General features: G+C 44.7%; 12 protein-coding genes. 2 read left to right on the top strand and 10 right to left on the bottom strand.

The window, feature by feature from the left end; translation table 11 throughout:
* Positions 1 to 3 precede the first annotated feature (3 nt).
* From AB4Z08_RS31915 to AB4Z08_RS31875, 9 genes are all read right to left on the bottom strand, one after another.
* Positions 4 to 1,299, bottom strand: coding sequence for a M20/M25/M40 family metallo-hydrolase (locus AB4Z08_RS31915; RefSeq protein WP_441577838.1), 1,296 nt, complete (start codon positions 1,297 to 1,299; stop codon positions 4 to 6).
* Between the two features lie 120 nt (positions 1,300 to 1,419).
* On the bottom strand, positions 1,420 to 3,843 hold the full coding sequence (locus AB4Z08_RS31910) for an ABC transporter permease (protein ID WP_441577837.1): 2,424 nt from the start codon (positions 3,841 to 3,843) through the stop codon (positions 1,420 to 1,422).
* 174 nt (positions 3,844 to 4,017) lie between these two features.
* On the bottom strand, positions 4,018 to 7,170 hold the full coding sequence (locus AB4Z08_RS31905) for an amino acid adenylation domain-containing protein (protein ID WP_441577836.1): 3,153 nt from the start codon (positions 7,168 to 7,170) through the stop codon (positions 4,018 to 4,020).
* A 50-nt stretch (positions 7,171 to 7,220) separates the two neighbouring features.
* Positions 7,221 to 7,727, bottom strand: coding sequence for a transcription termination/antitermination protein NusG (nusG, locus tag AB4Z08_RS31900; protein ID WP_441577835.1), 507 nt, complete (start codon positions 7,725 to 7,727; stop codon positions 7,221 to 7,223).
* 545 nt (positions 7,728 to 8,272) lie between these two features.
* Entirely contained in the window at positions 8,273 to 9,040 is a 768-nt protein-coding gene (locus tag AB4Z08_RS31895; RefSeq protein ID WP_441577834.1) for a hypothetical protein, read from the bottom strand.
* 18 nt (positions 9,041 to 9,058) lie between these two features.
* A complete protein-coding gene (locus AB4Z08_RS31890) occupies positions 9,059 to 9,910 on the bottom strand; it encodes a DUF4249 domain-containing protein (RefSeq protein WP_441577833.1) in 852 nt (283 codons plus the stop codon).
* Between the two features lie 3 nt (positions 9,911 to 9,913).
* On the bottom strand, positions 9,914 to 12,532 hold the full coding sequence (locus AB4Z08_RS31885) for a TonB-dependent receptor (protein WP_441577832.1): 2,619 nt from the start codon (positions 12,530 to 12,532) through the stop codon (positions 9,914 to 9,916).
* Between the two features lie 83 nt (positions 12,533 to 12,615).
* Positions 12,616 to 13,614 carry a FecR family protein gene (locus tag AB4Z08_RS31880; RefSeq protein ID WP_441577831.1) on the bottom strand — a complete coding sequence of 333 codons (999 nt, stop codon included), beginning with the start codon at positions 13,612 to 13,614 and terminating at the stop codon, positions 12,616 to 12,618.
* Positions 13,615 to 13,673: 59 nt separating this feature from the next.
* Positions 13,674 to 14,240 (bottom strand): RNA polymerase sigma factor, encoded by a 567-nt coding sequence (locus tag AB4Z08_RS31875; RefSeq protein WP_441577830.1) that lies wholly within the window; start codon positions 14,238 to 14,240, stop codon positions 13,674 to 13,676.
* Positions 14,241 to 15,018: 778 nt separating this feature from the next.
* Between AB4Z08_RS31875 and AB4Z08_RS31870 the strand changes: the two genes are divergently transcribed.
* Positions 15,019 to 18,144 (top strand): SusC/RagA family TonB-linked outer membrane protein, encoded by a 3,126-nt coding sequence (locus AB4Z08_RS31870; protein WP_441577829.1) that lies wholly within the window; start codon positions 15,019 to 15,021, stop codon positions 18,142 to 18,144.
* 25 nt (positions 18,145 to 18,169) lie between these two features.
* Positions 18,170 to 19,873 carry a RagB/SusD family nutrient uptake outer membrane protein gene (locus tag AB4Z08_RS31865; protein ID WP_441577828.1) on the top strand — a complete coding sequence of 568 codons (1,704 nt, stop codon included), beginning with the start codon at positions 18,170 to 18,172 and terminating at the stop codon, positions 19,871 to 19,873.
* 651 nt (positions 19,874 to 20,524) lie between these two features.
* Here AB4Z08_RS31865 and AB4Z08_RS31860 read toward each other — a convergent pair.
* Positions 20,525 to 22,900 carry a mechanosensitive ion channel family protein gene (locus AB4Z08_RS31860; RefSeq protein ID WP_441577827.1) on the bottom strand — a complete coding sequence of 792 codons (2,376 nt, stop codon included), beginning with the start codon at positions 22,898 to 22,900 and terminating at the stop codon, positions 20,525 to 20,527.
* Positions 22,901 to 22,930 lie beyond the last annotated feature (30 nt).

Raw genomic sequence — 22,930 nt, 5'->3', positions numbered from 1 at the left:
TATTTATTTAAAACGGATGCCGGTATGCTGTGTCGCCACATGCCGGATGCCACCCCATTTTGCGAGAGAAGCGATGATGGCTTTAACATTCTTACTCAGAAAACCATAGTTGATATTTTCCAGTACATCTTTCGGCGTATCCAGGTAAATATCCCTTGTTTCCCCTCCATCACCGATGAAAATTGCTTTGTATCCTGCCTGCCAGAAACTTCCGTGATCGCCGGAACTCATCGTAGGCGTTAATGTTCCATTACCAGGTGTGGTCAGTGTAATACAATTAAGCGCGGAAACATAATCAGTAGCATTATGCTGAAAGTCGGCCGCCAGGTAATTGGAACTGTCATTGGTTATACTTACCAGAAAATTTCCTTTAGCACCGCCGTCTTTGATTTGTTTGCATGCGTCAGGAAAAAGTACATCAAATCCTTCCGGGATAATCTGGCTACCAGGATCATCGGAATAAAAGCCGATCATGTCCAGGTTAATAACTCCAGCCAGCTGCTCGCGGGATTGAAGTATTCCGTTTACATAAGTACGGCTCCCGATACATCCGTTTTCTTCCATATCAAATGCGATGAACCTGATGTTATGGCTAAACTGGTACTTAGATAATACGTTCAACACCTCCAGCATTCCGGCAACCCCTGAACCATTATCATCCGCAGCCGGACTACCGGGAGCCCCATCGTAATGAGCGCAGAGTACATAGGTACCTGCCTGGCTATCTATTCCCTGTTGATCCCCCAGGATATTATACCCTTTTATACTGTCAGATGTCAATAGCGGTTGTGTTTTCAGCGAGAGCCCGCTGCCAAGAAATCTTGCCTTGAGCATGGCTCTTACCTGATCCAGATGCGATCTGCCTGCCACACTATGCATATCACGCATGCCATAGATGGCTTGAAGATCATTCTTCAAATGCTGCGTATCCACCTGATTAACGAGGTGAGATATATCTACTGTATGCAGATCATCAGCCACCAGCGTGATGGTATATCGTCCAATTTCGCTGCCGGGAATACGAAATTTCCACCATACACTTTTGTCTTTTCCCCTGCGAACAGGATATCCTATATCTCCCCTGATATCCGCCGCATCCACCTGTATCCTTTTTCCTGAACTGTCGGTGACAATACAGGTTACTTTCAACGAGTCATTGTCTTCATCGGACACGGAATAATGTATGCTGACGGTATGTGATGCCGTATCTGCAAGAGCAGTAATATTATTTAGCACGGGGAGCCTGTTCTGGGCTACTATATTTGCCTTCAGCAATAGTAACAGGCATAGGATGGACATTGTCCGGAGACTTATGCACACTTTGACTTTCATATGTGTAAAGGTTCAAGCTGCGAAACAGGCGCAAGGCAGCGTTATCCTGTATGTGTATACAGGAAAGATGTTATCGGAAAAAAAGGGTCAGTTTTCCTTCAGATTTTTAAGTGGGTTGACAAGGGCCGCTTTGACAGCTTTATACCCCACGGACGCCCAGGCGATAAACATTGAAATAACTATTGCAAGTACAAACAATCCTACGCCCGGTGTGATGTGAAAAGCATAATTCTCAAGCCAGCGATGCATAAAATACCATGCGATCGGAACCGAGATGAAAAATGCTACCACGATGAGGATAGTGAATTCTTTGGAGAATAAAAATACGATGTGACTGGCAGATGCTCCCAGCGCCTTACGGATACCTACTTCCTTCGCACGTTGTACCACTACAAACGATACAAGGCTATATAGTCCGAGGCAGGAAATAAATATGGCTACACAGGCAAAAATCTTATATAATGTGGACAGTTGTTGTTCCTGTTTGTAATAACTGGCAATACTTTCATCCAGGAAACGATATTCGTACACATAGTCCGGATATGTTTCTTTCCATGTCCGTTCTATTTTCGGTAGCACGTTGCTTAACTTCGAGGGATCCACTTTGATGTTTACAGTCTGATAAGTTTGTTTCCAGGTCCCCAGAATTACCGGATACAACTGGCTATGCAGAGAGGCTACGTTAAAATCCTTCACTACACCGGAGATGGTTCCGGTCTTCCCTTCGCCGGGAATCTCCACGATAGCGCCTATAGCCTTCTGGGGATCACTGATGCCCACCTTCTTCAGAAAGGTTTCATTTACAACCAGGTCCTTCACCGTATCGCTGGCGAAATAAAAACGCCCTGCCAGCAACTTGAGTCCGTACGTCTGCGGATAGTCTACATCCGCCCATTTTAAATTAACACCCAGGTTATTCTGCTGTATGTGATTGAATTTAATATCACTGTTCCAGTCATTGTTATCAACCGGACTGCCGTAGCTGAAGCTTACTTTTTGAACGCCGGACATCTGTCTCAGCTGATTACCCAGTACATCTATTCTTGAAATGCCTGCACTGTCGCCGGGAATGCGCGTGACTACAATCGCTTCTTTATTGAATCCCATGGGGCTGGACCGGAAATAGTCCATCTGCCCGATAATAATCAAAACGCAGATAATAAGTGCCTGTGATATAGTAAACTGCAACACCACCAAAACACGCCGTAACATGTTGGCACCGCTACTTTTGACGTTCACTTTATTCCTGATCGCTGCGATGGGTTTAAATCCGGACAAAACCACCGCAGGATAAAATCCTGCCAAAAAGGTAGTGCCAATGATGATCGCTATCAGCATTAAAATTACTTCCGGTGCGGCGATAAAATCATGTCCGATAGCAGTATCCAGTAAACGGTTGACGAAAGGAAGGGTAAGTTCACAGACAATGACAGCGAACAGCGTGGCGAAGAACACCAACATACCTGTTTCGCCTACAAACTGTATTAATAACTGTGCCCTGGAACTGCCCAGCACTTTGCGGACACCCACTTCTTTCGAGCGGTTAATGGCCTGTGCAGTGGCAAGGTTGACAAAATTAACGCAGGCTATCACCAATACAAACAGCCCGATCAGACTCAAAGCAAGGATAAGGTTTTTGCTGAAAGGATGATTATTGAATGTATTATACCTGGTGTCAAAATGCATATCTTTTAAGGGCAGCAACATCATTCCTTCATTGCGGTTCTCTATCGGTTTATATCGCTGTACAATATCATCCAATCTTTTATTGAATTGATTTTCCGATACATTTTTATCCAATGATACAAAACAATAGTGCTGTGCGAATATGCTGCTCCAATCTGTTAGACGGGAATTGAGAGGAGTAGTCCGGAGGGTGATGTAAGAGATGACTACTTTCAGCGGGAAATCGGTATTGGCGGGAGGATTCTCCAGAATACCAGAGACACGCAGCGTATAGGTATTGTCCAGTTTGAGGAGCCTGCCAACAGCAGACTGCCAGTTACCAAAGTATTTCTCTGCCACTGAACGGGTAAGCACCACCGTGTTGGGTTCCTTCAATGCGGCTGCTTTATCTCCCGACAGCCATTTGAAATCGAATAAGTCAAAGAATTCTGGTTCTGCGTACAATATGCCGCTTTCTTCTTTGAACTTCTGTGCAACCGATGCGTCGTTCAGGTTGTTCAATACATTAATCTGGCCATTGCCTCCGAGACTCAAAATAGAAGCTACCTTTACCATATCTCCGTATTCCTGCCGGAGTGTAGGCCCTGTTGGGAATGAAACCCCCGGCTCGTAGTTGAGGCCATTGGGTGTTTTAAACACCGATACTACCCTGTAGATATGATCTCTGTTGTGATGGAAATTATCGAAGCTGCTTACGAACCTGATCACGAGAAAAGTGAGCAAACAAACAGTTATGCCAACAGTAAGCCCAAAGATGTTGATGAGCGCATGTTCCTTATTGCCAAACAGGTTACGGAAGGTAATTCTAAGATAGTTTTTAACCATTACTTCAGCTATTTTATATCGTTTCGCAGGATAGATTAACCTTTATCGACTTGGAATTATATGCCAAAAAAGCAACAGACTGATAATAAGCAACTTAAGCTCTTTCGCAAGATACCTGATTGTCCGGAAATGAACAGTAAGTGTTTGGTTTTGATACATCCGGCCAACAAACATTCATTCATCTGCAAAATCAAAAACAATATCATCTTCCATTTGTGCCCGCACCTTGTTGCTGCCGCTGATAGTGGTTATCAACGGTCTTTCTGTGTCAGCAGCAATAGCCACTGTCAGCAATTTAAAGTTTTCCGCCAACAATTGAGCATCTTCGCGGGTAAAATACAATGATGCATATTCCAGCCTGAACAAATAATTGCGCTCCATTTCATTTACAATCAGGGACAGTGGATACTTGGATGTAGTACTATCCAAAATTACAGGCGGAAAATCATTGCCGGTATAAGCATCATTGGCGACATTGTAATTCTGAAAGGCAAATAGCGCATTGAACAGACTTTTAACCGGTGTTTCCCGGGATTTGTTCAGCTCATCCATAATACTGACCAGGTCATAGTGCTGGTGACTATTTGCCTGTATCAACAGTTGATGCAGCTCCGTAACAAAGCTCCTGAAGGATAAATGAATATTTAACTGGTAACGCACTGCCAGTGTTTTCACAAACATCCCCACCACATGTTCGATTTCATACTGGGACCTTCCGGACACAGCAAGGCCTACTGTAAGATCTTTCTGACCAGTTAACTGTGACAGATATACGAAAAAAACAGCATAAAGAACGGAAGACCTGGTAATGGTTTCTCCGCTACATTCCGCTGCAATCGCATCAATAATATGGCGATCAATTTCAAAGTCAATACTTCCTCCCTCGTAATTTACCTCTTTAATATGCTTACTGACGGAAGGCAGCGCCAGCACGGGCAATTCACCTTCAAACATATTCAACCAGAATTCTCCTGACCGGAGATACTCACTGGTAGTTGTAAACTGATGCTCCCACTCAGCATAATCTTTATATTGAAAAGCCGTAGCAGCCAGTTCCCTTCCCTGATACAACTGCATAAACTCATTGCCAAGAATGAATTCAGAAATGCCGTCACAAATAATATGATGAATATCTATCAGCAGTATACGCGTACCATTACGCATCAATAATACCGATGCCCTGATAAGGGGAGGCTCGCTCAAATCAAATGGCCTGACAGCCGCTGAAATAGTCTGCTGCAAATCTCCTGCTTCCATCTCCATTTCCAACAGGGAAAAATCCACCTGCTCCGCTATCACCTGACACAGATTCCCGTTTTCTATTTTAAAGCCGGTCCTTAAACTTTCGTGACGCGCAATAAGTTGTTTCAAAACGGACTCAATTTTAAAGCGGTCATATACTCCGGTAATTTCCCAGGCCATTGGCATATTATATACGGTGCTCGATTTGTCGAGCTGGCAGCTGTAATATATTCTTTCCTGCGCCTGTGATAAGTTATAAAAAGCTGTTTCACTTACCGGATTTATCCGGAATACCTGATCACTGCAGACTTCCGCTATCAAAACCGCCTGTTTGCGGATAGTAAGATGACCAAACAGTTGGGCCAGTGTTATCCTTATAGTAAACCTGTTGTAAATACGCCCTATCAGCCGCATCATGCTCAACGAATTGCCTCCCTTGCTCTGAAAGCTATCATCAATGGAAATAGGATGGTCTCCCAATAGCTCCTTCCAGATTTCAAGCAGTTGCTCCTGCAACTCATTCTCAGGGGCGATAATATTTCCCTCAGCAATGTGTCTGAGCAGCGATTTATGGTCAATTTTACCATTGCTCAGCAACGGGAATACACTTGTTTCTATGACTTTAGAGGGAATCATATATGACGGCAAGTGCTTCTCCAGGTACATTCCTATCATAGGAAGAATGGAAAAGCCGGCAGCTAGTTCCGGATCTCTTATAATAAAAGCCACCAGGGCATCTTCTCCGTTATCTGCTGTAATTTTTGAGCATACCGCACTACTGACATACTTTGACATCAGCAGGGCATTTTCAATTTCTGAAAGCTCTACCCTGATACCTCTTAATTTAACCTGGTTATCTCCCCGGCCCAACAGATCTATCATTCCATTTGGCAGTTTCCTGGCCTTGTCTCCCGTTTTAAAAGCCATGGCTTGCAGGGATGCAGCCGGTAGCTTCACAAACAACTCTTTCGTTAGCTTTGAATTATTCAGATACCCTTTGGAAATATAATCGGAAACAATATACAAATCCCCTATTACCATTGTACCACAGGCCTTCAGCCCATCGTTCACGATGATAAGTTCTGTATCACTGATGGGACTTCCAATGGGAATCCTTTCACTTTGTGTATCGCTGAAGTTGATTTCATAATAAGCTCTGATCATGGTTGTTTCCGTTGCACCATAAAGATTGAACAGCCTTATGCGGCCTTCAAAAGTTTCAAACCATGATTTCAGTTCTGCCGGTATAATTCTTTCCCCTGACAAAAACACATATTCCAGGCTCCGGAAATGCTGTTGCGTCAAATTCCTGCTGTTAAAAATCCTGAAGATACTGGGCACACAATGGATCATCGTTATATGGTGCTCGTCGATCCAGTCAACCATTTTCTCAGGTGTAAAAAAATCATCCTGTGCCGGTGGAATACATACCGTACCACCGGAAAGCAAAGGCACAAATACATCTCTCAGAAATGCGTCAAAATATGGACTGATAAACTGGCTGCACCTGGAAGTACTATCTATTCCAAAGGCCGTAATTTCCCATTGCAGGAATTGCAGCAAGCTGCTGTTCTTACCAATGATCCCTTTTGGTTGACCTGTTGTTCCCGATGTAAAATAGATATAGAGGGAATCATCCTCCCGGTATTCGGGATATGGCAGATGCAAATCATCCGTTTCCGGCAGCTGCTCCAGAATATGTTCAAAGTTGTAGCGCTTCAGGGCCGGCATGGCATTAAACGCCGTTTTCAATTCGTGTTTGCGGCTTGAAATGATAAGCCGGCATTTCAGTTCACGAAGGATCGCAACAAGGCGTTTATCAGGCAGGGAAGCATCAATTGGAACAAAGACACAGCCCGCATTGGCGACACCTGTGATACAGGTAATCAGGTCGGTTCTGTCATCTATCATGATACCGATGATACTTTCCCTTACTACCTCCTGTGACTGCAGAAATCTTGTTACCTTGTTGGCAGCCAACAACAGTCCGGAATAGGAAACCAGCCTGCCGTTGTCCTCGATGGCTATATGCTGACTATGCCTCTGCAGACTGGCAGTAAGCTCCTTTTGGAAAATCTTTTGCATGTTCCTTCCCTGTTTGTATTGAGGCAAATACCCGGATTAAATTCACTGTATTATGCAGGCATTAATTGTTCAGCAGGTAACGAAATGAGAATATTTCTCTGTAAGAGAGATACTCTCACCAGCAGCTTCTTCTTTTCATTTACTTCCACCATCTCACAATTTAGTCCGGTTAAAGCTCCTTCACGGATAACTACCTTTTGTCCCGGCTGAAAATATTCCTGGGTGACTTCTACGCTGTTGGCTTGCGTTGTGACCAGTTTTAAATCATTGACAATAGAATCGCTGACGCGTGAAATTTCCTTTTTTGTTTTTACATAAAACAAGGCACCGTCGGCATCGATTCCGCCGTAATAGCTCTCCAAATTTTTCAGGTGAATAAAAACATAAGAGGGGAAAAGTGGCTCTTCAACATATTTTTTCCTGTCATGCCACGTCTTTAGTGTTCTGGTAAATGGCAAATAGGCTTCAATGTTCATTCTGGTTAATTGCAACAAGACTTTTTTTTCATAACGTGGCTTCGTATAAATAAGGTACCATCCCGTTGGGAAATTCTTCATGGGCTAAGCATTTAGGACTAGAAAAGGATTAGGGTTTCGCCAAAGCAAAGCTACCGCTGCAGTGAGTAACAATGACTACTACCGTTTAATAATACCAGATGAACCGCGAAAGGCATTGAATAACTACCGGGTGACACAACTCTTTGTAAAGTGTAACAACAATATACTGGATAGGGCCTTTCATTATCGTGACTACCAAGTTAATTTAACTTGATTAATTATTTATAGGTATTGCCGCAGTTATTATTACGGCTTTTACGATAAAACAGATCTGTTTTATCAGTAAACAGCGATTCTGGCGTTCCTTTATTGTTGTGCCTGGTTCCTTTGCTGCAGTGAGGCTTCAGTGAGATGCGTAGAAAAATGAACGATGATAGCCGGATGCTACAACATGCAGCGGCATATGTTGGATAACACATTATAGATGGATAAAAGAGAAAGAAGCCGGCCAGGGGAATTTTGATGATGCTTTGCCCGGAAATCAATTTAAAAACTGCTGAAGGCACTGCATTGATTTACCACGGCCGGCCGAATTAAAGTAAAAACTAAGGCTGTTTGGAAATCTGTCGAAGATGGAGATATCCCAAACCTACTACCGCCTTTTTTAGTTCCGGGCTATGGAACAAGCTGATATCACCAGGAGCGGTATGCTGAAAATCACTTCCCTCCATCATACCAATCAATTCAAATGCTTTTCCATCATTACGGGGTATCAGTGCGGAATCAATATCCGGAAACGCAAATGGTGCCAGGCCCACAAACACACCCGCAATTTTTTGCTGATGGCTTTCCACCAGGTAACTGGAAATTTCATCCGCTCTGAGGTCTTCCGGCTTTAATGCCCTTAATCGCATCAGGCGCCGCACATCTTCTGCTTTAAGCGCAGGGCGTTTAAAATCCCCCTCATATAACTGACCATATTTCTGGTAATACGATTTTTTCAACTGATACATCACTTCATTCATATTGTATCCGATCTCCTGGTTCGTATATGCTATATGATATTCATTCGGCGGAATAAAACGGTGTTCGCCAAAGTAACGCCAGTCTGCATCAAATTTGTACTTCCCGTCTATTATATCAAAAGCCAATGCGTCCGGTCGGGTATACGTTGTATGATAAGCCCCGGTATGTTCTCCTACTCTTTCATTGTATATTTCCTTTACCGAAACAAAATGGAGCCACTCATCTCTGTCAGGATGCAGGTATCTCAGGTTAATGGAGGCGAGGGGCAGAAAATATTTTCTATGCAATGCTATTTCATCATAAAAAACATCTTCATATTCCGGGAAGAGTTTTATATAGTCAGTCATTAAGTTATCTATTTAATCTTACTCGCCGATAATGTATTCCTGTTCCGTCAGGCCACCAACAATCCCCAGACCGTTATTGATATTATTGAAAATAATTACCTTTTCTGACAAAGGATCGTCATTCTTTTCATGGGCCATAAACGCTGTGAACAGGTAGGTATAACTGCTATAAGTGAGGGTTGATATTTCTACTATGATTTTGTCCCTGGGGTTATACCAGTATGTAAGGAAACTGAACCGGGGGCTGTGTCCATCAAACCAAACATCATCTGTAAAAAACTCCGTACGGTCTTTATTGTTGAACAGTCCATCCTTGGGATCACCTGACGCAAATTTATGCGGCCACTTATTGTAGTGCCCCTGATAATCTTTAGACAGACCATAGATCCTGATGCGGTAATAATTCTTTTCTCCTTTTTTATCGTGCAGTTCCACTGTTACATTCCCTTTGATCTGGGAACCGGCGGCAATTGACTTTACGGAGATTTCCCCCGTAGCTACCCCTTCCGGCACAAAGTCGCTGCCTTCCACTTCCGGAAAGCCGGGAATAGCAGCAACAATACGATATGTTGCACCTGCCTTCGCGGTAACAGTGCTTTTATAGTAAGTATATATTCCTTTTACAACCGTATCCATCTTTTCCTTAAATACCCCATTTTCATACAGTTTTACAACCGCATTTCTTATTTCGGGAAATAGCGCCCCATTTCCGATGTGGCCGGACACTGTTAAGCGTGCCAGCATCAGACTATCTCTACTCATCAGTAAATTGAGTACCGGCTTATTTGCTTCATTCGGTATGTCTATTGTTATTTTCTTTTTACAGCTGCATACCACCAGTATCAGCAACAGAAATAATGTTGATTTCATTTTTTAAAATTTCAGGCTATAAGAGAAACTGGGCATAAAAGGAACAAGGTTAGCTGCTGTCAGGTTAGCTCTGGGGCGTCCATTGTCATAATTGTCCAGGTAATAAAAGAAAGGATTAAAGCGATTGTAAACATTGAGTATACTGATATTCCAGGTACGTGTCATCCCATTTTTTTTATACCTGATGAAATTGATACCCAGATCCAGCCGGTGGTAGGCCATAATACGTGCGTTATTGCGTATATTAATGCGTTGGTTCGATGGGTACATCCTGTAATGATCTGTGTGTTCAGTGGCAGGCGCGTCCAAACCTTCATAGGACGCTACCGGAATCGTGAAAGGTGCGGCGCTCTGATAAGTCCAGGAGCCGGAAAGTTCAATGCCTTTGCGTAGCTTATAAACGCCCACGATATGTAAGTCGTGACGGCGATCATATTTATATGGAAACACCTTTCCGTAGTTCACCTCGGGAATAACGCGATTAGCCCAGGCAAGCGTGTACCCTACCCAACCTGTAAGTCTGCCGCTTTTCTTCTGCAATAGCAATTCCAGTCCATATGATTCTCCCTGGCCTGCTGCCACCTGGTTCTGCCAGGTAGCCCCTCTGCTGCTGGTGAGATAGTCTGCACCTTCCTTATACTCAATCACATTCCGCATACGTTTGTAATACCCTTCAGCGGAAAATTCAAACTGGTTTCCAAAAACATTCCGGGCTATTCCAAGTGCATACTGGTCCGCGTCCTGAGGCTTCACCTTATCTGTTGCGGGCACCCACAGATCGGTAGGAAGTGAGATAGAGTTGTTGGCCAGCAAATGAACGTATTGTGTCATGCGGGAGTAGGACGCCTTGAGTGCCCAGTTGCCAGGCATGAGGTAGCGCACATTCAGGCGTGGCTGCAGCGAACTATAAAAACGACCTTCTACAGGAAAAGCGCTGAAATGCATTCCGGCATTCACTTTCAGGCGCCGGGAAAGGTCCCAGTCATCTTCTGCATACAGGTCTATTTCTCCGGCATGAATATCAGGATTATCATTCACGGAATCCACAGTTACCTCTTTACTTTGTGTCTGTCGTGTTCGAAACGCGCCGGGAGTAAAAATACGATACATGTAAGCAACGCCTGCTTTAACGGAATGCGCAGGTTTCGGGTGATATTCAAAATCTGTCCTGACCCCATAATCCCTGATACCGGAATTCAGCTGTTGATAGTCAGTATAGGCGTTTTGGTCAGTTTGTCCTTCCTGGTAAAAGCGGGACTTGAAATGATAATCACTGCCAATCAGCATCACATTGGAGAATAATTTTGGAGAATACACATGGTTCCATCGGATGGTGCCTGCGAGGTTTCCGGCATTTGCGCCGAGGTTGGAGACGTAATGATTATTTTTATAACCGCTTTGGAATCGGTATCGTGTCTCCATCATGTCACGCCCGTTATAAAGGCTCAGGTACAACTTGTCCTTATCCGAGAATTTGTGGTGCAATTTCGCGTTGAAATCGTAAAAGTGTAATCCGAACTTATCCGGCGCATCATCCTGGGCGTTGAGATAAATCTTAGCTGCCAGATCGGGATAAGATCTGCGGCCAGAGATCAGAAAAGTTGTTTTCCCTTTCCTGATGGGCCCTTCCAGCGAAGCCTCCGCAGATAGCAGTCCAATGGAAAAATCACCGTGTATTTTATTCATGTCTCCATCTTTGGTAGACACATCCACCACGGATGATAACCGGCCGCCATACCGCGCCGGAAATGCCCCTTTATAGAGCGTTACATCTTTAAGTACATTGGTATTGAATGTAGAAAAAAGGCCCATCAGGTGCATCGGATTATACAGCGGGGCACCGTCCAGTAAAATGAGGTTCTGATCAGGCGTTCCACCACGCACCAGCAATGCGCTGGTAGCTTCCGTTCCCTGTTTAACGCCTGGCAACAATTGCAGGGTCTTAAACAAATCCGCTTCCCCCAGCAGGCGTGGCACTGCCTGTACAGCTGCTGCCGACAAATTAATGCGGCTCATCTGGGAAGATGCTTCGATCTGTTCAGCACGCCCACCCCGGATAGTTACCTGCTCCAACTGACGATTGAGTACCTGCAGCCTGAAATTAATCCCTTCATTACCCTGCGCCGCCACTACCGTATCCAGCCGCTGATAACCAAGATAGGACAGTTGTATCCGGAAAGAATCCTCCGGCAGGGTGATGCTGTAAAATCCATATGCATTGGTGATGGTGCCTGCCTGGTATTCCGGTACGGCCAGCGAAACACCGATGAGCCGCTCTCCCGAAGTAGCATCTTCCACGTATCCGCTCAGCGTACGGTCACGTTTCGGTACCGGACCAATAATGATGTGGTCCCCTTTACGTTTGAACATGAGGGAGGTGCCTTTCAACAAATCCCTGCAGATAGTTTCCAGCGCCGCCTCCTTATAGCGATGTGCTTCCACACTAATCCCCTTCACCCGTGTATACTCATAGGAGAAATGGATATCGCTTTGTTGCTCCAGCAGTTTAAGCGCGGCTTCCAGCGATGTGGCCGGAATATTTATAGTAAGCTTTAATACACTTTGCTGACCGGTAGCAATCAGACTGCATGCTAAGAACAGAACGGTTAATAATCGTTGCATGACGTTATTCGTTTTTTAAAAGCATAGTACTCCCCTGCCGCTTTTACGGCTGCTTAAACGGGGGTAATGTTGTGATTGAATGATTATTGTTGTACGCCGGTAATGGTTACCTGGCCATCGTGGAGCGTATAAGTCATGCCGCTCAAATCCTTCAGCATTTCCAGCACTTCCTCCAGTGAAGCTTTGTCGGTTATCCGGAGATTAAAACGGTAAGACGACATCATAGCGGTGTCATAGGCAACCCGGACCTGGTAGCGGTTCTGCAGTATGTGGGCCACTTCCCCGAACGAAACATGCTGCAACAGAAGACTTCCCTGGCGCCAGTCGTCCACCTGCTCATCAAGGCGTGTAGCCGTATGCGTAGCCAGCTGATATACGATCTGCTGACCTGCCTCCAGCACACCCAGTACATGATTACTGTCTGATACCTGGACCATGCCTGTGGTTACATACACTTGTACATCCTGTAATCCATGATAGGCTTTCACACTAAACTCTGTGCCCAGTACCTTCGCAACTATGCCGGAAGCGGTGCTGACAGTAAATGGATGCGAAGCAGCAGGCGCCACAGCAAAGTAAGCAAGACCATCTACCATTTGCACGTCCCTGCTTTTTTCCCCGAAATGGCTGGCATAGCGCAGCCTGGAGCCAGGCGCCAGCCACATATCAGAGCCATCCGGCAGTTTCACCCGGAGAATATTCCTGCCTGCAGGAGCGCTGACTTCTGTATACGATACGGCTTCCGGCTTTCCCCTGAACAGGTAAAACAGGCTGCCTGTGGTGATCAGCACTAGTATGGCAGCTGCAGCACGCCAATACACGCGCCGGACAGGTATTTTCCCTGGTATTTTATGCAATGGCTCCGCACTTATTTCAGCTTTCTCCTCCCGGATAACTCCGAAAATGCCTGTCTTCAACGATTCCTTCATAGCCTGCTTCTCTGACTCATCATGAAATACATGACCTTCAGCAGGGAATGCGGCATACCATCTTTCCAATATAGCTCGTTCCTCCGGCGTACAAATGCCAAGCGCATGCTTTTCAAGCAGCAGGTCGATGGTATGTTGATCAGGATGACTCATATGCTGTTGTTTAATAGACAATCCTCAAATTCCGGAAGTACTATGTTGAAGAAAAAAAATTAATCTAAAAAGAAATTACCCAGCCCTTCCCTCAGTTTTTTGAGCGCTGTGGAAAGCTGGTTCTTAACCGTTTGTTCTGACAGTGTATGTTTTTCGGCGATTTCTCGGATAGAGAGACCATTATCCCTACTATCAATAAACAGCTGCCGCATCTTTTCCGGGAGTCGCTGCAACTCACGGCGATAGCTGGCCTGCAGATCAGCATCCGCAATAGTTTCTTCTGTGGAATGAGTAATTTCCGGTAATTCCCGGCCCGCCAGCTGCCGGTATTTCTCCCTGGCCTGCTCCGATTTGAGATAATTCAGCACCTTAAACCTTACGGCTGCACGAAGATAAGCGACTATAGATTCCGTAATCTGTATCTGTTCTCTTTTCTGCCAACAGTAAATAAATACCTCCTGCACAATGTCTTTGGCGGCGGCTTTGTCGTACAAACGCCAGTAGGCGCTTTCGTACAGGGTTTCCCAATATTGTTCATATATCTCTCCATAAGCTTGCAGGTTGCCCTCCCGGACAAGTTGCCACAATTCGGTATCCGGAGTTTGGTGCAGAATAGGTGTTGACATGTAAGGATGATAAAATCAGCGGCGAAGTTAGTAAAACACTTGTTAAATAGTCGCCAATTCGGAGACAACATGCACAACAACATAGAGCGCATTATTCACTCCATTTAACTAAACTGAAGAAAGCATAAAGATGAAAAAACAAAAGGGCCTACTTATAAAATAATCGCAATTGAAGATAAGCGGACCACTTTATTTACAGCGTAAGAAAATTTAAATTTCCCTTTTTCATTGACATCGATAATATTCCGCAGCTGAGCGATTCCGGTAGCTACATCCTGTTTTCACAAACGATTTGAATATAAATTAAGCAATTGCTGGTATTATTTTACCTGTGATGAAAATTTGCCACCGGCGATATTATTTATTCTATAACTTCCTGATACTGCTCTATAAAAATGCGGGGCGATGATACAACCTACAAATTCGGAATTCAGACGAAATACCTGTATCACAAGATTGCCATTATCAGCCATAACTGTGCATGCACAAACAACCAGGGCTGTGGTTAAAAGGCATGTTGACATCACAGCAATGAAAAAACAGCGCACCATGTCATGACCAGACGAATTAATTATCAACTTTTGAACCGGAGGTATCAATTTTTTTAGATAAAAATGCAAACGTTTGCATGTAACTATGACCAACATCTATTCACGTTAAAAAACCACATTATGAAAAAAACTTCAGAACGCTGGAAAACGACAGCGAATGCAGGTAGCTACTGCTACCACCTTACATCACTTTATGTCCTAATAGCAAACACCAAAAAAATCGTTCTATGAGAGGAATAGTGAAAACAAGCATTGCGATCACACTGGTTCTTTGCGCTGTATTTGCCCCATCCTACGGGCAAAATAATACCGGCAGTGTGAACGGTATCGTTACCGATCAGGGAGGCACACCGCTTCCCGGCGCCACGGTTGAAGCTTCATCCAACGGCAAACGCGTGAATATCGCCATCTCTGACAGCATCGGAAAATTCACATTTAAAAATTTACCGGCGGCCAGCTACGCCTTCAATGTGAGTATGATTGGCTATGATGCAAAATCATTTACAGGATATAAAATTGTTCCGGGCCATAATGCAACACTATCCTTCACATTGTCGACTACCGTAAGTGAACTGAGTAGCGTGGTGGTCATCGGATACGGCACCAGGAAAAGACAGGATGTTACCGGAGCAGTAGCCAAAGCCGACCTACAACTACAAAAACAATCTCCCAATGCAAACGTCATGTCCTCATTGAGAGGTACCGTTCCTGGTCTGACGGTAGGACAAGTTACAAGAGCAGGCAGTGATCCTACGTTGATGGTGCGGGGCCGGAACTCCATTTCCGGTACCACTTCCCCATTGATTGTAGTAGATGGACTCATCTATAGAGGATCTCTCACCTCCATCAATCCCTCCGACATCGCCAGCATTGACCTCTTGAAAGATGCCAGTGCTGCCGCTGTATATGGCTCCCAGGCGTCAAATGGTGTGGTCCTGATCACCACCAAAAGCGGGGCAAGCGGTATCGATAAACTCACCGTCGATTACAGCGGCTCCTATTCTATACAGGAGATGACCAAAAAAAGTATGAGACCAGCATCCGGCGCCCAGTATATAGAGAAACTGGGGGACTGGTACCTGTCTGAAAGCCGCGACCCCAACGACATGACGAAGATGAACCCTAACTGGGACCCTACTACGAAAATGCCGGGCATCGAAGGCGACAATTACAAAAATGGCTATGAAGCCAACTGGTGGGATTTAATGACCAATAGCAGCCCCAGAATCCAGAACCATAACATTGGTCTCAGCGGACGATCAAAGAAGATCAGGTTTTATCTGGGCTATGGTTATTTTGACCAGCTGAATCTCATTAAAAATGATAATTACAGAAGAAACAGTATACGACTCAACGTGGAAGCCAAACCCGCCGACTGGCTGACAGTAGGCGCTCAAACGGGGCTCTCCATTAATGATTACAGTGGCGTTTCTCCCACTTTTTCCGACATCATGCAGCTGAAGCCATTTAACCTGCCCTTTGATCCAAAAACCGGTCAAATGCTGGAGTTTTATGCGCAAACAACTACGCCCACCGCGTTAGAAGTACTCAAGAGATCCAGGGACTTCGACCGGAATCTGAACATAATAGGAAATTTCTTCGTCAGCGTGGACATTCCACATGTGAAAGGACTGAACTACCGTGTCAACTTCGGGAATAATTATATCTATACCAACCGGTTTAATTATAATGCCCCTTCTGTTGAAGCGACCGCCTATAAAACCTACATGACGGATTACTTTCTGACATTGGACAACATCCTTACCTATAAGAGGGACTTTGGAAAACACGGCGTAGACCTGACCTTATTGTATGGTGCAGAGAAAAACATACACGATGGAACCAGCACCTCCGCCGGTGGTATCACCAATGGCGTGTTATCCTACAACAGGCTCGATGTGGGAGACCCCGCGCGGCTCACAGTGTCAAACGATCTGGCTACACTACCCTGGCAGGAACAGGCACTTTACCAGATGGCCAGGCTCTCCTATTCGTTCGACAAAAAATATATCTTAACCGGTACTGTCAGAAGAGATGGTTTTTCCGGCTTCTCCGCCCAAAACAAATGGGCCACATTCCCATCTATTGCTTTTGCATGGCGTGTAAAAGAAGAACAATTTCTTAAATCTGTTGGCTTTATCGATGACCTGAAATTAAGACTCTCTTACGGCTCTACCGGTAACAGGACCGTAGGTCGATACCAAACACTTTCCCAGATGAGCATTGGATTAGCGAATGGCTATTTATATGGCAGCTCAGGCGGCGCACAACTGGGTTCTTACTTAAATCAGTTGCCCAATTCCGGCCTGCGCTGGGAAACCACCCATTCCTTTAACACCGGCGTGGACTTCTCCTTTTTCAACAACCGGCTTTTCGGTTCACTCGACTTGTATTTCTCCAACTCAGAAAACCTCCTGAATTCAAGAGCCACGCCTACCGTCACAGGCTTCAACAGCTTCCTGATCAACATCGGGAAAATTCAGAACAGAGGACAGGAGTTGAACATCACAGGCGTACCGGTTAGCAACAAAAATTTCAAATGGGAAGTAACAGCTAATTTCTTCCGGAACCGGAACAAAGTATTGGATATAGACGGCACCAAAAATGACCTGATCAATGGCGCCGATCCTATCCTAAGCTACTTCATCGACCAGCCATACGGTGTTGTGTACGACTACAAAATTACCGGTATGTACCAGCTGGGAGAACAAGTACCTGCCAGCCTTGCCGCACAGGGCTTCAAAGCCGGTCAATATAAAATCGAAGACAGAAACGGTGACGGGCAAATCACGCCGGCAGATAAACAGATACTGGGCAGACTGGATCCCTCCTACAGTCTGGGTATTTCCAACAGCTTCCAATACAAAGCATTCCAGTTAAAATTCTTTATCAATACTATTCAGGGTGGTAAAAACGGATACCTGGGAGCACCTGGTATCATGCTGCTGAATCCGGACAATATCAGGAACAACAACGGCTTTGTATATGACTACTGGACACCCAACAACCCCAACGCCCGCTACAGAAGCATCGCTGCCTATGTGGCTACGCTGGGAGAAAATTTCGGTCCTTATACATCCCGGAGCTTTATCCGTCTCCAGGACGTTACCCTTACCTATATGCTGCCGGAAGGGATATTGAGCCGGTTAAAAGTAGTGAAGGCGGCGAGTATATATGTGAATGCACAAAACCTTCTGACCATCACCAATTGGGACGGATGGGACCCGGAGTCCAATCCTCCGGCCAGTCAGCGGTCCTCACTGGGATTGAGAATACCGGGAGGCCTGGGCCTGGATCAGAATGGCTACCCCGTGATGAAGAACTTTTCACTGGGCGTAAACGTGACATTTTAATGCTTTCACCCGTAAATTTTAAGACATGAAAAAAAGAGTCATCATATACCTGCTTGGCATCAGTGCGGCATTATCTTCCTGCAGCAAGAGCTTCCTGGATGAAGATCCGCTATCTATCTATACACCGGAAAATTCGCTGCAAACATCAACCCAGTACCAGCAGGCTACCAACAACCTGTACAACGGTGTCAGGAACATTTACATGGGCAATATCAACCTCGATACCTATTTCGGTATGTATTACGCTACCGACTTTGCTTATAATGCTACTGACTATGATCCTGCCGCAAAGTTAAATGCCTATAAGGCTACCATGGTGCCCAGCTATTTTATTCCACAGGGCATCTGGACAGCATATTACAAGATCATTACCAATGCGAACCTGATCATCAGCCAGCTAAATAAATCTACCCAGCTGAGTGATGGGGATAAAAAAAGTTTCCTCGGCCAGGCATTGTTCTTCAGAGCCTATTCGTACAACGTACTGGGCAACCTGTTCGGCGGGGTACCTATCGAATTGAATGAACTTTCAGGTCCGCGGTATGATTATGTACGCGCCACCAGGGACGCAGTATACCAGCAGTGCAAAAAAGATCTGCAACAGGCGATCAGCTTATTGTCCGACATTAACCAGGTACCTGATGGTACTGTGAACAAACAAATCGCCCAACATGTCCTCACCGAAGTGCTCATCTCCTTAAAGGATTATGATGGCGCCATTGCAAGTGCATCCGCGGTGATCAACTTTCCCGGCTTATCGCTGGTGACCGGCCGGTTTGGCAAACGGGCCAATTTGCCAGGCGATGCCTATCGGGATTTGTTTGAATACAACAATCAAAACTATAGCACCGGCAACCATGAAGGACTAATGGTGATACAAACCACGCTGAACAATTCCGCATCTGTAGGCGATCAAACCGCCTGGGCAGTAGTTCCCAGTTTAACAGGCGTCAGAATTGTGGAGTCTACCACTAAAACCAAGATGTCTATCCTTTTCAATGCCAAGTTCGTGGACAGCCTTTCTTCCAACGGCATCGGATGGATACGCCCTACCTCCCACTTTTTCTACGAGATATGGACACCCGGCGATATCCGCAATTCTTCCTATAATATCGTCAGGGATATCCGGATATCCGGCGTACCTGCTACCTCTCCTGATTATGGTAAATGGTATGTAAAAGATGGTTATAAGGACAAAGTACAACCGGCGGACTTCAGGGATACCATCCGTAACTTTTATCCGGTTATCAGGAAAGCATCTCCATCAGCGGGTGACTTCGTATCTGCTGCCGGTCCGGCAATTCTTACCAATGTGACCAATCCGTTTGGCGGACTTTTGTTGAATGGCGCCTCCCGGTTATTTATGCAGAAATATATGGCCCGCCTGGCAGAAACCTATCTGCTAAGAGCGGAAGCCTATCTTGGGAAGGGAGAAAAACAGAAAGCGACAGATGATATAAATGTGTTGCGGAACAGGGCACAAACCACTCCTGCCTCCGTTGCAGAAATGAATATGGATTACATCCTGGATGAACGCCTGCGGGAATTGTACATGGAAGAATTCCGGGCGGTAACCCTTACCCGGCTAGGGCTGTTGTACGATCGTGATAAAAGATACAATCCGAAGTCGGGCCTGACAATTGAAGCATACCATAACCTATGGCCGATACCAGCTACTGAAATAACACAAAATACAGGAGCTGTATTGGAACAGAATAAGGGATACTAGAAATATATTCTTCATCGATCTGCAAAAGGATACACTAAATTTAAAAAGTTAGTGTATCCTTTTATGTATCCCTTCAGATATGTTTGATATAGCTTACCATTATATTCCAAAAACCGAAACCAGCAGGCACTTCCAATAAAATGTTGTTTAAAAAATCCTTATTATTTAATTACTGCTGTCGTGTCAATTCATTTTCCTATTATAACTTTGCTTTCGTCTAGTTTTTGTAGTGCTATCCGTTTGCAAAAAATATCCGTTGACCCGAAAACCCTCAATTCTAAATAAATAATATATGAAAAAGGAAAATCAAAAAAAACTGCAATTAGGAAAGATCCAAATCGCTGCACTAAGCAATGATGGCCAAAGCCACCAAAAGATTCGTGATTCATGGACTTTTGGATCATGCTGGCCCTTTCATTGCGACCCCACTACTGATCCTCCAGAGAAAACTAGAGCCTGAGGTTTCTCTTAACGCTTAAAAGAGATTCCCCTGGCAAACACTATTTTATTTGATAAACCAGGGTTGAAATTTGCAAAATGACATGCTGTTTGCCAGTGGATTTCTCAGTCGCTTCCTTACAGTTTTTAACTATATAATTGTTCGATTTACGGTATGTTGATTACTTTGAATTACAAGTAAAAAATTACCTGTTACGACATCGTGATCTCATTATCCTTTAACCGTTGATAGATCTGTTGTAACATACGGCTTTTAAATGCTTCGTCCTGGTGTACATTCTGAATCCATACCTGTAGCTTCAGCGCTACGCTGCTATCATTAATACTCTTCACCAGTAATTCAGGCGCTACTTTGCCGATAATGGCATCCGAACCGGACACCTCTTCCATGATAATTTTTTTTGCCAGCGGCAACGCTGTGGAAGGAGCAATGGTGAATAAGAGTTCTGTGCGTATATGATTATTGCTGAGTGTCCAGTTAATCAGTTTGGAAGATAACAGATCACCATTAGGTACGATGACCTCTGCTCCTTCTGTCGTCACCATTCTGCTGGATCGGATGCCAATGTCTTTTACGCGACCTTTCTGTCCGGCTACTTCTACAAAGTCGCCAATCTTCAGCGGACGTTCAAAGATGAGGATCACACCAGAGACGAGGTTGTTCACAATATTCTGTAACCCCAAACCAATACCCACACCCAGGGCGCCGAGTACCACAGTAATCTTATCTATCGGTAAACCGGAAGCCGCGATGGCAATCAGGAAACCGGCTACCAGCACCAGCAGGCGTAACAGCAGCAATCGGGAACTTTTCTCTTTTACCTCACCCACCAGGTCTTCATCTGTCTCTCCAAAAAAATAACCGATATACTTCTGGAAAAGATTGGAGACTAACAGGATCACAAAGAACAACAGAATATTGCCCAGCGTAAAAGAAGTATTGCCGATAATCCTGGGGGCAGTGATCAGGCTGCTGATACCACCATACAATTCATTGTAAATATTCAGATTGGTGGTAAACACCATCAGCCATAATACCACCATTACCACTACCAGCACTTTGTGTAGTCCCGGACGCACCTTTTCAAAATCAAACCGCGCAGTAATACCACCTGCAATCCGGCTGGACTGCATCTGGAGGTAAAATGCTTCTTCCATGATCTGCATAAATACCGTGAGGCCAATAATTTGCAATAAACCGGCGATCGCAGCAGTACTATATACCTGAGCTATACTTAAACGGCCATATAAGTTGAACAGCGCCGCCAGTACATTCAAAATAATGAAGATCATAGACACAATTCTAACCAGCCTTCCGGCAGATAAATTTTTGTAAATGCGGAAATAAATAAACAAACCGGTTACTACAGACAAACCATTCAGTACCAGCATCCATATCCGGACACGCACATCAGGCACAACAACTGCCGCCGTTGCCGTTGTAAGCAGGTATAATACAAAAATGGCGATCCAGTAAACAAACATCCGGCGTTCCCACTTGCGCCAGAACAAGATGGTTAGTAAAAACAGTAAAAAGGACTGCAACGAATCTATATAAGCCGATGGTGCATGTAGGTCAAAGAAAGAGGCGATATTAAGAATGATCACCAGCGTGCCTGAAAAAGGAAGCACCCGCAGATACTTTATATACGGCGGTTGCAGCAATTCAATTCTGCCTGCCTTTTTAATTCTTCTGAATTGTTTATTTACCCGGAAGAAAAATACCAGCCCTATCAACAACATCCAAAACCAGGTATCGGAATGCGTTCGGGTATAATAATTCAGTATTTTCCCCAGCCCTTCAAATGATTTGGAAGATTGCTCAGACAACGTAGCAGCGGAAGAATCAATACGGACTTTATCCTCCCACAGGTACTTATATTCCTTCCCGAAAGATTTGACACTAAAAATCCGCAACTGTTCATTGACCTTATTTTCCAGTTCCAGTGCTTTAAAGTAACTGCCGGAAATGCCCGCCTGCAATACAGTAATCTTATCCAGATGTTGTGCGGTAGCTTTCTGTGCCTGATCCCATTTGCTTTTTAATTCTTTTAATTCAGGCAGGTAAAAATTCCGGAAAGTAGTGTCTGCTTTGATTTGCTTTACGAAGGAATCCCTGGTAAAGGCCACCATTTCTGCATTCATTCTCACGAGTTCCTTGTTGTAATCGAACAACCGGGAGCGCCAGTCATCCAGATGTTCCCGCATATCTGCCAGTAATACGTGGAACATTTGCAGGTTGCGGATATTTAAAACTTTATTATATAGCTTCAGGTTATCTTCAATGGTTTGCAGATTGGATTTTATTTCAGGGAGTTCTCCTTCCATACCACGTGTATCAAATCCCCGGGAGGAGATATCATTGATACGGTTCAGGGTGTTGTGAAGCTCCTCCATCCGTATCAACAGACTGTCAGCGCTCACCTTCACCGGGCCGGGTATAGCTGCAGCCGTGGAGTCTTTTGCGGGTTGTGCGCTAGCCGTGTTTCCAAAAAAATTAAAACTGCACAGGAATACCAGTAATACCGGTATCCTTCTCGTGCATGTACCATGCATTGATTTTGTCATGTGTGTATTAGGAAATAATGTCCCATTCAG

Origin of the sequence: Chitinophaga sp. RAB17 (assembly GCF_052114225.1) — a bacterium.
GTDB lineage: Bacteria > Bacteroidota > Bacteroidia > Chitinophagales > Chitinophagaceae > Chitinophaga.
Note: the sequence above shows the minus strand (reverse complement) of the source record. Positions and strands in the feature narration are given on the sequence as shown.